Raw genomic sequence first — 13603 nt, 5'->3', positions numbered from 1 at the left:
AAAGGTTTAATATTTAATTGTTTTAACTCAATATTTGCACTTAAATTCAAATTGATTAGATAAAAAAAACCATATCCGTTTAGGATATGGTCAAACTATTAACGACGCTTCTTATTACGCTTACGAGCAGCCTCTGATTTTAACTTTCTCTTAACACTTGGTTTTTCGTAGAATTCGCGTTTTCTGTATTCTTGAAGTGTACCACTTTTTGAGACAGAACGTTTAAAGCGACGAAGAGCATCATCAAGCGACTCATTTTCATGAACGATAGTTTTTGCCATATGATATCCCTCCTTCCGATATTGAACGTAACTGTCTATTTCTTTCACAGTTCATATGTTATTATAACAAAAAGAGCTTAATGTTCAAACTATTTTTTAATTTTTTTAGGAGGAGTTTTTATGACTGAAAAACAAGACGTCTTCGTTTTATCTGATGCTGCCGGTGAAACAGCTCAACGCGTTGCTAGAGCTGCGTTTACACAATTTCCAATGTTGGATATTGTCTACGCTAATTACCCTTTTGTCAAAAATGATTCTCAATTAGAGAACATTTTAAAGCTTGCCAAAGAAAAAAATGCTGTAATAATTCATACTTTAGTTACTAAAGAAACAATTCATACAGTTGAAGATTATTGTCAAAATAACAACGTGATTTACTATGATATTCTAAACCCGATCATCGGTACATTTGCACAAGTTAAAGGTGTTGAACCAATCAGAAAGAAAGGTTTGACTCACAACTTAGACTCAGATTACTTCGATATGATCTCAGCCATGGAATTCACGCTTACTAATGATGATGGTAAAAATCCTAAGGGATTCTTAGATGCTGATCTAGTTTTGCTAGGGATTTCTAGAACTTCTAAAACACCTTTGTCATTGTATCTTGCTAATAAAAACATCAAAGTTGCCAATTTACCACTAGTCCCAACTTCTCAAATTCCAGAAGAATTGTGGCAAGTCGATCCTAAAAAAATTGTTGGTTTGACTAATGATATGAATGTTCTTCTAAAAATTCGTCGTCAAAGAATGATTGCCTATGGTCTCGACCCAAATACAACTTACTCTGCTGAAGACGAAATTAAAAAAGAACTCGATTACTCAAATAAGATTTATGAAAAGCTAGGATGTCCAGTTATCAACACTGCTGATCGTTCAATTGAAGAAACCGCAGCATTGATAATGGAACAGCTTAATTTCAATGGATACCAAAAAAGTTAGCCTCTTGGCTAACTTTTTTTATTGGTTCAATAATTTCTTTTTCATATCAGGGTCAAACTTTTGTGCCTTGAGCATATCGATTTCTTCTTTGAAAGCTGGAACACCTTTCTTATCGTTTTCATCTTTTTTAACGTAAGGCGTCTCCATTATCTTAGGAACTTGTTCCAACTGTGGATGATGTGCAACATAATTTAGAGCATCAAATCCAATTGTTCCAAAGCCAATGTCTTCATGACGGTCCTTATGAGAACCCTGTTCATTTTTGGAATCATTTAAATGGATTACTGACAGATGTTCTAAACCTAAAACATGGTCAAATTCGTTTAGTACGCCATCAAAATCGTTTTTGACATCATAACCGGCATCGCTCATATGACAAGTGTCCATACATACGGATAACTTGTCATTTTTTTGGCAATGATCAAAAATCTGAGCAATTTGTTCAAAACTAGTTCCGACTTCTGTTCCTTTGCCGGCCATAGTTTCAATTGCAATCGAAACATTTTGGTCTTCAGAAATGACTTCATTTAAAGCCTCGCCGATTTGGTTCAAAGCTACATCTGGACCCTTGCCAAGATGTGCTCCCGGATGAAAACTTAAAGCTTCAATCCCAAGAGCATCGCAACGAACCATCTCGCCTTGCATGAATTCAATCCCAAAATTGAGGTTTTGAGGTTTAACAGTGTTGCCAAGATTAATGATGTATGGAGCATGTCCGATAATATGATTGATTCCATATTCTTGAAGCAGCTTTTTACCCTCGTCGATTCTCATCTCTGAGACGTCTTTACGACGTGTATTCTGTGGAGCACCAGTAAAAATCATCATAGTGTTAGCACCATAACTGTGTGCTTCTTCAGCAGACCCAACCAACATCTTGGGTGCTTTCATGGCAACATGCGATCCAATAATCATTATTAATCCCCCTGCAAATTTTAATAAATATGTTTTTGATAGAATCGACCTAAGACCTTCACGGTATCCGTGACACTAACAAAGGCATGTGGATCAGATTCAAACATTGCATTTTCTAGTTCATGTTGTTCAGCCCGTGAAATAACGGTAAATAAAATCGTCTTTTGTTGATGCTTATAGGCACCTTCAGCATCATGAACTATTGTGATACCTCGACGCATTTCATTTTGAATTTCTGTGATAACGCTCTTAGGTTTTGATGTAACGATCATTACCTGTAACTTCTGGTCCTTGTTATAGATCATGTCAATTACTTGACCGTTAATAAAAATACTTACAGCAGAGTACAAAGCATGTACCCAACCGAATAGCAAACCTGCAATAGCAATAATTGCCAAGTTGAACATGATATTGATTGTCCCAACACTCTTACCAGTTTTCTTTCTCAAAACGATCCCAATGATATCAATACCACCAGTTGAGATACCGTTTCTTAAGGCCATTCCGGTACCAAAACCATTAACGACCGCACCAAAAATTGCACAGACTAACGGATCGGCAGTTATTTTAACCGGTGGCAGCCAGTGCAACATAAATGATGAAAGAATTACTGCGACAAAAGTGAACATCGTAAATTTATGCTCGATTTTCGTCCAAGCAAGAACAAATAACGGTGCATTCAATACAAAAACCATTAAGGCTGTCGTCAAATGAAATGGCAACCAACGTTCAGAAATGGTGGAAATAAGTTGAGCAGCACCTGTGATACCGGAACCATAAATCCCACCATTAGTCCAAAACATATTAACCGCAATGGAAACTGTAATTGAGTACAAAAACGCGACTGATAATTTTGATAAGCTTTGATGTCTTTCAATCAACTTATCCAATTCATCCATGAAAAAATCTCCTAATTTGATACTTGATATTTTACCTCTGTAATCTTAACACAAATCACGTTCATTTTAGGCTATTTTTGGTGTTTCTTCATAAACTCAGCACGTCCACCAGATTCTTCCATTTCAAACCGTTCTGGGTTCTTCTTGTAAAAATCTTGATGATAATCTTCAGCAACGTAAAATTCCTTTGCTGGCAGGATCTGAGTGACGATAGGTTCATCGTATTCACCTGAATTTGCTAAGTCTTGTTTTGACTTTTCAGCGATTTCTTTTTGAGTTTCGTCAGCATAATAGATCACTGGACGATAACTGTCGCCACGATCTTGGAATTGACCACTGGCATCAGTTGGATCAGCAACGGTCCAATAAACTTCGACTAATTCTTGATACGAAATTATATCGGCGTCGAATGTAATCTCAACAGCTTCAGTATGACCAGTTGTTCCAGTACATACTTGTTCATAAGTTGGATTTGGAACATGTCCGCCAGTATAGCCAGAAATCACGGAAATGATACCTGGCTGTTGGTCAAAGGGATGGACCATACACCAAAAACATCCCCCTGCAAAAATTGCAGTTTGTTTATTCATTATTTATCCCCCTCTTCGACATATTTTTTATAATCGCTGTAGCCCTTCTCATCCATTTCCTCATATGGAATAAATTTCAAAGCTGCAGAATTAATACAATAACGTAATCCACCAAGTTCTTCAGGACCATCATTAAAAACATGTCCCAAGTGAGAGTCAGCGTCTTCACTTCTAACTTCAGTTCTTTCGCGACTTAAAGAAGTATCTTGCTTTTCTTTTAATTGGGCGATTGGTTGACTGAATGAGGGCCATCCACATCCACCATCAAATTTATTAGCTGATGAAAAAAGTGGTTCCCCACTCGCAATATCGACATAGATACCACGTTTATAAAAATCATCGTATTTACCAGAGAATGGCTTTTCAGTGGCCGCATGTTGGGTAACCATGTATTCCATTTCATCTAAATTATCTAAGTTCTTTTTGTATTCTTTTGACAAGACAATCACTCCTTTTGATATCTAATAGTATAAACGTGTTGATACTCAATACTAATTTTTTGCTCACAATTTAATAATTTAATCAACTGATAAATCATCTAAAAAAGCCTCTAAATTCAAATGAATTTAGAAGCCATTTTGTAGTTATAAATTATTTTTCATCCTCAACTTGGATTCCCAATTCATCCAATTGTTCTTTTGAAACACGTGCTGGTGCATGTGTCATTGGTTCAGTAGCATTTGAGTTCTTAGGGAATGCAATCACGTCTCTGATATTATCCTTACCTGACAATAGCATAGCGAAACGGTCAAGTCCGATAGCCAAACCACCATGTGGTGGGCAACCGTATGTTAAAGCATCCATTAGGTAACCAAATTCTTGATTGGCACGTTCTGGAGTAAAGTCGAGTGCTTTAAGCATTTTTTCTTGGATCTCACGATTGTGGATACGAATCGATCCACCACCAAGTTCATAACCATTTAATACAATGTCATAACTTTGTGCGTAAGCTTTGTGTGGGTCTTCGCCATCATTAAGATAATGAACATCTTCTTCATTAGGCATCGTGAATGGATGGTGAGCTGCGGTCCATCTTTGGATACCTTCATCGTACTCGAATAGTGGCCAGTTAACTACCCAGATGTAGGCAAATTCATTTGGATCATACAATTTCAAGTTCTTAGCAATATCAGTTCTCAACCAACCTAATGCGTCAGCAACGACTTTCTTGCGGTCAGCGACGAACAAGACTAAATCATTATTTGATAAGTCTAGACGTTTAACCAAATCGTCTTCATGAGAAGTAATAAATTTAGCAATTGGACCAGTCAATTTATCATCATTATATTTGACCCAGGCAAGTCCCTTGGCACCAAAACGTTTGATGTATTCAGTATATTCATCGATGTGTTTTCTTGAATATTTATCAGCGTTATTTTTAACAACGATAGCTTTAACTTGACCACCATTATCAATTGCACCCTTGAAGACTTTAAATTCTGAATCAGCAAAAATATCATTTAGATTTTGCAATTCCATGCCGAAACGAATATCTGGTTTGTCTGAACCATAACGATCCATGGCGTCATCCCAGTCAATTCTTGGGAACGGTAATTTAACATCGATACCCTTTTCGTCTTTCATAACTCGAGCAATCAGGCCCTCTGTGACAGTCTGAATCTCTTCAGCAGACATGAAACTTGTTTCTATATCAATTTGAGTAAATTCTGGCTGACGATCTCCACGCAAATCCTCATCACGGAAACAATGAGCAAGTTGGAAATATCTATCAAAGCCACCAACCATCAATAACTGTTTAAACAATTGTGGTGATTGTGGCAATGCATAAAAGCTACCAGGGTAAACACGTGATGGAACCAAGTAGTCACGAGCACCTTCTGGAGATGACTTACCGAGGTTAGGTGTTTCAATATCGATAAAGCCGTTGTCGTAAAGATATTCGTTTACGGAATGCTTGATCTGAGCTCTAGTTCTGATGGCTTTTTGCATAACGGGACGTCTGAAGTCTAAGTAGCGATACTTGAGTTTAGTTTCTTCAGTTGTATCGATATCATCAGCAATTTCAAATGGTGGAGTTTTGGATTTGTTCAAAATTTCCATCTTTTCAACCACAATTTCAACTTTTCCTGTCTTCATGTCAGGATTAATAGCCTTGTCGCCACGTAATTGTACTGTACCAATAACGTTGATTACATATTCTGAACGTAATGTTTCAGCTTCTGCAAAAACATCGCTGTCGTCATTATTGAATACTAACTGAACGATTCCTTTGTAATCGCGGAGATCAACGAAGATCAATCCACCGAGATCACGACGGCGTTGTACCCAGCCATCTAAAGAAACTTTTTGGCCAACATATTTTTCATCAATGTTGCCGCAATAATCTGTTCTTTTTTCCATTATTTCTCCTCAATTCTTTTAAGTTCATCTGATAAGTTTTCTAAGGACACTGGATGTTCGTCACCTGTTGCCATGTTTTTAACATTGGCAGTGTCGTTTTCCAATTCGTTGTCACCAATCGTAACCGTGTATCTAGCATTGAGATTATTAGCGGTTTTGAATTGTGCTTTAGTCTTACGTTGCAAATAATCCTTATCGGCAGAAAAACCAGCAGCTCTTAAATTAGATAAGATCTTGACTGAAGCCTTTTCAGCTTTTTCACCAATAGTTACTAGATAAACGTCTAAATCTGTTTCTAGATTTAGTTTATCGTCAAGCAAGAGCAATAGACGTTCAACACCCAATCCAAAACCAATACCGGGAGTTTCTGGTCCTCCGAGTTCCTCAACTAAGCCATTGTAACGACCACCAGCAAGAACGGTAATTTCCTTGTTGTTAAAGGCTGGATCAGTCACCATGAATTCAAAAATCGTGTGATTGTAGTAATCTAATCCACGCACCATTGTTGGATCAACAACGTAATTGACATCCAAATCATCGAGCAATGATTTTAAGTATTCAAACCGTTCTTTTGAAGCATCGTTTAAATAGTCTAAGATCGATGGTGCATTTTTAACGATTTCTTGATCATTCTTGTCCTTGCTATCAAGGATACGCAAAGGATTTTTCTCTAATCTGATCTTCGAATCATCGCTTAATTGGTCTTTGAATGGCGTGAAATAATCGACTAATGCTTGATGATAGTTTTCACGTGATTCAGGATCACCTAACGTGTTGATTGCGACCTTTAGGTTCTTGATTCCTAATTCGTTGAGAAATTCCAATCCCATTGTAATGATTTCAACATCTAATTCTGGCGAATCAGAACCAAACGCTTCAACCCCGATTTGATGAAATTGTCTTTGGCGTCCTGATTGTGGACGTTCATAACGGAACATTGGTCCCTTATACCAAACTTTGTAAGGTTTAATATGTTCAGGTCCATAAAGTTTATTTTCAACATAAGCACGAACAACTCCAGCTGTTCCCTCTGGACGTAATGCTAAATGTCGATCACCCTTGTCTCGAAAATCATACATTTCTTTTGAAACAATATCAGAAGTATCACCTGAAGATCTTTCAAAAACTTCGTATGATTCAAAAATCGGTGTTCTGATCTCTGAAAAACGGTAACGATTAAATACATTTTTTGCTACATTTTCGACATATTGCCACTTGCTTGATTCTCCTGGCAAAATATCCATTGTGCCCTTAGGCTTTTGATAGCGCATTACTACACTCCTTCATAAAATAAAAAAAGCATCCTTGTCATTTGACAAGGGTGCTTTTGGCACGGTACCACCTAGTTTTTATCTACAGTTAACGCCTGCCATACGTTTGTGGATCGTCACTAAAATGTTTACTGCCTGTTCTCAGCTCTCAGACTCTCTGTGAAGTAAATTTGGTTTGATTAAATAATATAGTTATAAATTAATCAAAAATGGCTTACTTGTCAAGTTTCATGTTAACTCAAGCGATATTTTCTCAGCAATCCTAAGATGTATTTAGTCAAATATGCTGTGATGATCACGAATGGGAAAAATTGAATTGGCAATAATAACAGCAATAAACCTGCGACCACACCTGGTTGTTCAACAATAGTTGTAATGCTGACCGCAACGATGATTGAGATCAGCAATCCTGGCGTGTATGGGAATATTGCAATAAAAGCGAATCCCATTGCAACACTTGAAAATATTGCCGGAAAGATCAATCCACCGCGCCAGCCAAAGCAAAAGCACAAATTGGCAATTAGCGTTTTACCGACCGCAATTCCAAACAGTACCCAAAATGATTGTCCAACTGCATTTTTAGAAAAATCTAAGACACTTGTCTCACCCGAAAATAAAAAGTATGGCGAAATCATTGCAACTAATCCCAAAATCACGCCACCGGCAATCGGCAGCCAAACTTTACGATCGACTTTTTTGGTAAACCTACCCAGATAATTTCCCGTCCAAACGAAGATTTTTCCAAATAACAAACCAATGACCAATGCCAATGGGATCAAAGCAAACGCCTGCCAGGACCATTGAACATTTTTACTTAAATGAATTCCAAAACTACTTTCATGAGGAAACAATTTATTGATGAATACAAATCCTAAAACACCAAAAATAACCGTTAGTGAATAAACAATGATTTTGCGGCTTCGGTGTTTAAAGTCGCCTTTTGTAGCATCAAAGGCATTACCAATACCAGCAAACGGTGCATGGAATACTGTTGAGAATATTGCACCAATTCCCATTTTGGTCAATTCTTCTCGGTTGCCAAGCGTCAGTTTCAGATGATCGCCAACCCAGTTGACGAGTCCCCCAACAATTCCAGTTAACGAAGCTTCAGGTCCGATACTTCCACCGAACGCCAAAGCTGGAATAGCGGTGAAAAACGTCTTTCTTACTTCGTGACGGTATTCGATCCGTCCAGTGGTTTTAAATTCCGCTAAGACTTGTTCCATCGTTTTGGGATAGCCGTGATAAAATTTCTGCAACAATCCAATAATTATTCCACCGATCACAGTCACTACCAATGGATACAAGCGTCTGTCTGTATTCATCCACTGAGGGATATCAGTCCAAATAAATTCAATCAAGAAATTTACCAACGTCATATACAATCCCGTACAAACCCCGACAAAAGTGCCTAAAACAATGCTGTATAAAACAAAAACTGAGTCAAATTTTTTCATGTAGAACTCCCCAACAACTAATTCCACCTAAGTATATCAATATATTTATTTGGTGCATAAATATGTTAAACTTTTCAAGTTTATTATAAAAATTGCGCTAGTTGAGCAAAATTGGTCGATTTTTTAGTAATATAGACAGTATGAAGAATAATTATTGTACAAGCGACATGACAAAGGAATGTTTTACATGAAAAAAATTCTCGTAAAGGTCCTCGCATTTTTACGCAAATATAAAGTATTTGTCGCCCTAATTTTCTTATTAGCCATTTCCAGTGCCTCTACCGTGGTTCTTGCCAATGCTAATTCGGTCACTGTTAAATCGGATTCGGTTAATGTAAGGATTGGTCCTGGTTTATCATATGCAAATATGGGGCAAGTCAAAAAGGGCGACAAGTTATCGATCATCAGCGAAAAAAACAAATGGTATGAAGTGCGTCTTGCTGGCGATAAGATCGGCTGGGTCGCAAGCTGGTTGCTCGATAATACAACTGTAAGTTCCACAACCAATAAAGTGGGCATTATCAAAGTTCAAAACACGACTGTATTCAAAAACGCCTCTGCAACTAGTGCCGTTCTTGGGACTGTCTCACAATCGCAAAAAGTTTCAATTATGTATCAAGAAAACGATTGGACGCAGATCCTTTATAAAGGAACTGCCGGATGGGTCAAAAGCGACTTTATCCAAGGAACGCAACAAACATCTGGCGAAGATAAAACTTCAAACGACTCCACTAAGTCCAATAGCAACGATGTCAAAACCGTGACAGTCACACAACCAAGTACCAAATTTAGGATCGAGCCTAATTCATCTGGTCGTGTGATCAAATCTGTCAACGTTGGTAAGACCTTTGACTACTTAGGTAAAAACGGCAAATGGTATAAAGTCCGTGATAAAGACGGCTCTGTGGGATACGTCGCCAGCTGGGTAGTGACAGTTTCAGGAACTAAGGATCCAATCAAATCAGCTGCGACAAACATCTCTGAGGCGACAATCGTGATCGACCCTGGACACGGTGGCAGCGATACTGGTGCCCTATCCAAAAAGAAAACTTATGAGAAAAACTTTACCTTGGAATATGCACAAGCAATTAAGTCTCAACTCGAAAAAACTGGTGCCAGAGTCATCTTGACCCGTAGCAATGACTCCACCAAATCATTAGGAGACCGGGCACGTCTTTCAAGTAAAATTGAAGCAGATGCGTTTATCAGTTTACATTTCGACTCAAGTTCATCCGAGAATGCTGGATCAGGAATTACGACTTACTACTATCAATCTAACAAGGATAGCAAGTTAGCCACTGACGTCAACAATCAACTCAAGGGAATCAAGATCGATAATCGTGGAACGCAACAAAAGGATCTCTACGTACTCCACTACAACAGCCAACCATCGATTCTGTTGGAATTAGGTTACATCAATTCAAAATCTGATTATAAACACATAAATTCAGAAACCTATAAACAACAAGTCGCAAGAGCCGTAACAGCTGGATTAAAAAATTATTTTCAATAATACGCAAATAGCCTATCAATGACGTCATTGATAGGCTATTTCTATATCATATTTTCAATTTCAAGCAGGTCGCTGATAGTCTTAGTTTGTCCAAAGTCAGATTTGGAATCTGTTAATAATATGGATTTGGCATCGACTGACTTACCAAAATCAATATCGATCTTTCGATCTCCAATTACCCACAAATCATTTGGACTCAAAGTATATTTATCCAACAAATATTTCAACATGTTAGAATCAGGCTTTCTTACAAAACCATTTTCAACGCTAACAACTTCTTCAAAAAAATCGTTTATACCCAACGTTTTAACTAACGAATTTATTGATTCATCACGATGAGTGACGATAAATTGTTGCACCCCTTTGGATTGAAGGTATTTTAGTGCATTCAGTGCATGTGGCATCAATCGGATTTTGTCTTGATATTGCTTCTCGAGCAACTTGTAATCGTGATAAAAAATCTTTACATCACGATCAACCTCTTCCGGCGTTTCATTCTTATCTTGGAAGAGACCTGTCACGTAAGCTCTGATAGACGTTTTTTTGATGTCTGTATATATCGTATCTTTTGATAATTCGATTTGGAAATTATTTTTCAAGGAATCTTGAACTGCAACAACCATGCCAGGATAACTATTCGCTAATGTCCCATCAAAATCCCATACTATACTTGTCATTTTTATCGCTCCATTAGGATGGTGACTGGACCATCGTTTGTGAGATCAACTTGCATATCAGCCCCAAATTCGCCAGTTTCTACTGCTAAATCATAAGTTGCTAATTCTTCATTAAATTGTTGGTATTTTTTATTGGAGTCCGCAAAATTTCCTGCTCCAGTAAAACTAGGCCGATTACCATGTTTAGTATCAGCATAGAGCGTAAATTGCGAAATAGAAAGAATTTTGCCGTTCACGTCTTGAATTGACAAATTCATTTTATCGTCTGGATCTGAAAAAATCCGCATATTTGCAATTTTATGAGCCATGTATTTAATTGTTTCATCAGTGTCTTCATCAGCAAAAGCAACTAGCAAACAAAGTCCCTGGTCGATTTAACCAAGGACTTCATTATCAACTGATACTTTTGCTTGAGAAACACGTTGGATAACTACCTTCATTATTCAATCGTCCTCTTTACTTGATAGACATCTGGAACACTATTTAATTTAGAAATAATTTGATCCAAATGTGCTTTATTGTTTACGCCAACGCTAACATGAATAATTGCCATTTTGTCTTTATCTAAAGAACCATTGACATTATTCAAGGCGTTGGTCGTTGAATTAATAACTTGGAGAATATCGTTCAACAAGCCGTTGCGATTAAATCCATAGATATCTAGCTCGGCAATGTAACGCTTGTCGCTAGTAACATTGTCCCAACTAACCTCAATAAAGCGTTTCTTAGCTTCTTCACTTTGGACGTTTGGACAATCTGCACGGTGAATAGTAAGACCCCTACCCTTGGTGATATATCCGACGATATCGTCTCCAGGAATTGGGTTGCAGCATTTAGCCAGTCTGATCAACAAATTATCGATTCCCTCAACAGAAATACTGTTATTGGCATTGCTACGTTCCTTTTGAATCTTATTTTGAACATGTTCATTCGGAACCTTACGTTCATTCTTGTCTTCATTAGTGATAACTTTTTCTTCGAGTTCTTTACGTTCAGTTTCTTTTTTATTCTCAGGATCTTCGTTGATCAACTTATGAACCACGTTCAGTGGCGACAATTCGCCATAACCAACAGCGTTGAATAATTCATCCTCGTCAGAATAAGTGAATCGTTGGACAACTTTTTCAATGTGAGTTTTGTCGAGATATTTCTTTGGCGATAGTGACTGATTCTTAAGTTCCTCTTCAATCAATTCGTGGCCCAAAGTAATGTTAGCTTCACGATCAATGATCCGGAAATAACGTTTGATCTTATTTCTAGCTCTTGATGTGTAGACAAGCTTGACCCAATCACGGCTCGGTTTTGCATTGGCGGACGTCAGCATTTCCACGATATCGCCATTTTTAAGTTGATAGTTCAATGGAACCATTCTGCCATTAACTTTGGCACCAACAGAGTGACTACCAACTTCAGTGTGGACCTGATAGGCAAAATCAAGTGGAACCGATCCCTTTGGCAATTCAATAACTTCGCCTTGTGGGGTAAAGACATAGACGCGGTCATTAAAAATCTCACCTTTAACTGACTTCATAAAATCAGCCGCATTGTCAGAATTTTCTTGTAATTCTAGGATCTCACGGAAGACATCGATTTTTTGCTCATCTTCATCTAGGTGAACTCCCTTGAAGTTACCTTCTTTATAAGCCCAGTGAGCTGCAACACCATATTCAGCCACATCATGCATCTTGAAGGTTCTGATCTGAACTTCGAGTGGTTGACCACCAGGACCGATAATCGTCGTGTGCAATGATTGATAGCCATTTGTCTTTGGAACAGCGATATAATCTTTAAAACGCCCAGGAATAGGCTTCCATTTGGAGTGGATTGAACCTAAAACTGCATAACAATCCTTAACTGTGTCGACCACGATTCGAATCGCTAACAAATCATACAATTCAGAAAATTGTTTATGCTTGTCACGCATTTTTTTGTAGATTGAATAAATATGCTTTGGACGACCATAAATTTCGTATTTAATTCCTAATGAATCAACATTAGTCTTAATATATTTGATTGCTTCCGCGATATAACCTTCGCGTTGATCACGTTTGCTGTTCATCAAATGAACGATTCTGTAATACTGTTGAGGATTGATATATTGCAAAGATAGGTCTTCTAGCTCCCACTTGATCTTACTAATACCTAAGCGATCAGCTAGTGGTGCGTAAATTTCCAAAGTTTCATTGGCAATTCGACGTTGCTTGTCCGGTCTCAACGCCTTTAAAGTGCGCATATTATGCAATCTATCAGCTAACTTAACCATGATGACACGAAGATCCTTGGCAGTGGCAATCAACATTTTACGGTGATTTTCAGCTAACAACTCTTGGTGAGAATGATATTTATATTTGCTGATCTTAGTGACACCGTCAACGATAGTTGCTACTTGTTCACCGAATAATTCTTGTACGTCCCCTAAAGTGATGTTGGTATCTTCAACGACATCGTGCAAATATCCAGCAGCAACTGTATATGGATCCATATGTAACGATGCAAGTATTTGTGCTACTTGAGTAGGATGAATAATATACGGTTCGCCAGTAGCGCGTTTTTGTTCCTTATGAACGTAGGCAGCAAAATTATAGGCCTTGTTGACGAATTCCACGTGTTCCTCGTTCATGTACGTGCGGCAAATATCTAAGACTTCGTCAGGAGTATAATCTTCTCTTTTTTTCATCCTAATCACTCCCTCTTTTC

General features: G+C 37.8%; 12 protein-coding genes and 1 pseudogene. 2 read left to right on the top strand and 11 right to left on the bottom strand.

Features of this window, described 5'->3' with window-relative positions; all coding sequences use genetic code 11:
• Positions 1-98: 98 nt before the first annotated feature.
• Positions 99-281: a 30S ribosomal protein S21 gene (rpsU, locus tag LKF16_RS01680; RefSeq protein WP_010623558.1), complete on the bottom strand. Its 183-nt coding sequence runs from the start codon at positions 279-281 to the stop codon at positions 99-101.
• A gap of 120 nt (positions 282-401) precedes the next feature.
• On the opposite strand from rpsU, the gene LKF16_RS01675 reads away from it, so the two are divergent.
• Positions 402-1223: a pyruvate, water dikinase regulatory protein gene (locus tag LKF16_RS01675; protein ID WP_291468067.1), complete on the top strand. Its 822-nt coding sequence runs from the start codon at positions 402-404 to the stop codon at positions 1221-1223.
• A gap of 18 nt (positions 1224-1241) precedes the next feature.
• Here the strand turns inward: LKF16_RS01675 and LKF16_RS01670 are convergent, their stop codons facing one another.
• The 7 genes from LKF16_RS01670 to LKF16_RS01640 form a co-directional block, all read right to left on the bottom strand.
• Positions 1242-2138 carry a deoxyribonuclease IV gene (locus tag LKF16_RS01670; protein WP_291468065.1) on the bottom strand — a complete coding sequence of 299 codons (897 nt, stop codon included), beginning with the start codon at positions 2136-2138 and terminating at the stop codon, positions 1242-1244.
• Between the two features lie 20 nt (positions 2139-2158).
• A complete protein-coding gene (locus LKF16_RS01665) occupies positions 2159-3037 on the bottom strand; it encodes a YitT family protein (protein WP_291468064.1) in 879 nt (292 codons plus the stop codon).
• A 71-nt stretch (positions 3038-3108) separates the two neighbouring features.
• The gene (msrA, locus tag LKF16_RS01660; protein WP_291468063.1) at positions 3109-3627 is read right to left on the bottom strand and encodes a peptide-methionine (S)-S-oxide reductase MsrA; all 519 of its coding nucleotides are present in this window, start codon (positions 3625-3627) and stop codon (positions 3109-3111) included.
• On the bottom strand, positions 3627-4067 hold the full coding sequence (gene msrB / locus LKF16_RS01655) for a peptide-methionine (R)-S-oxide reductase MsrB (RefSeq protein WP_291468061.1): 441 nt from the start codon (positions 4065-4067) through the stop codon (positions 3627-3629). The genes msrA and msrB overlap by 1 nt, the downstream gene beginning before the upstream one ends.
• Positions 4068-4218: 151 nt before the next feature.
• A complete protein-coding gene (gene aspS / locus LKF16_RS01650; protein ID WP_291468060.1) occupies positions 4219-5988 on the bottom strand; it encodes an aspartate--tRNA ligase in 1770 nt (589 codons plus the stop codon).
• Complete coding sequence (gene hisS / locus LKF16_RS01645) at positions 5988-7259, bottom strand: histidine--tRNA ligase (RefSeq protein WP_291468059.1); 1272 nt, start codon at positions 7257-7259, stop codon at positions 5988-5990. Before hisS ends, aspS begins: the two co-directional genes overlap by 1 nt.
• Positions 7260-7492: 233 nt before the next feature.
• Complete coding sequence (locus LKF16_RS01640) at positions 7493-8716, bottom strand: chloride channel protein (RefSeq protein ID WP_291468057.1); 1224 nt, start codon at positions 8714-8716, stop codon at positions 7493-7495.
• A 187-nt stretch (positions 8717-8903) separates the two neighbouring features.
• Here LKF16_RS01640 and LKF16_RS01635 point away from each other — a divergent pair, with 187 nt between their 5' ends.
• A complete protein-coding gene (locus LKF16_RS01635; RefSeq protein ID WP_291468055.1) occupies positions 8904-10229 on the top strand; it encodes an N-acetylmuramoyl-L-alanine amidase in 1326 nt (441 codons plus the stop codon).
• A gap of 41 nt (positions 10230-10270) precedes the next feature.
• Here the strand turns inward: LKF16_RS01635 and LKF16_RS01630 are convergent, their stop codons facing one another.
• The 3 genes and pseudogenes from LKF16_RS01630 to LKF16_RS01620 all read right to left on the bottom strand — a co-directional run bounded on the left by LKF16_RS01630 (position 10271) and on the right by LKF16_RS01620 (position 13583).
• The gene (locus LKF16_RS01630) at positions 10271-10906 is read right to left on the bottom strand and encodes an HAD-IA family hydrolase (RefSeq protein ID WP_291468053.1); all 636 of its coding nucleotides are present in this window, start codon (positions 10904-10906) and stop codon (positions 10271-10273) included.
• 2 nt (positions 10907-10908) lie between these two features.
• Positions 10909-11346 (bottom strand): annotated as a pseudogene (gene dtd, locus LKF16_RS01625) (D-aminoacyl-tRNA deacylase).
• Positions 11346-13583, bottom strand: a complete 2238-nt coding sequence (locus LKF16_RS01620; protein ID WP_291468051.1) for a RelA/SpoT family protein — start codon at positions 13581-13583, stop codon at positions 11346-11348. Before LKF16_RS01620 ends, dtd begins: the two are co-directional and overlap by 1 nt.
• Positions 13584-13603 lie beyond the last annotated feature (20 nt).

The organism is Companilactobacillus sp. (assembly GCF_022484265.1).
Taxonomy (GTDB): Bacteria; Bacillota; Bacilli; order Lactobacillales; family Lactobacillaceae; genus Companilactobacillus.
This window is presented reverse-complemented; position numbering and strand designations above follow the sequence as displayed.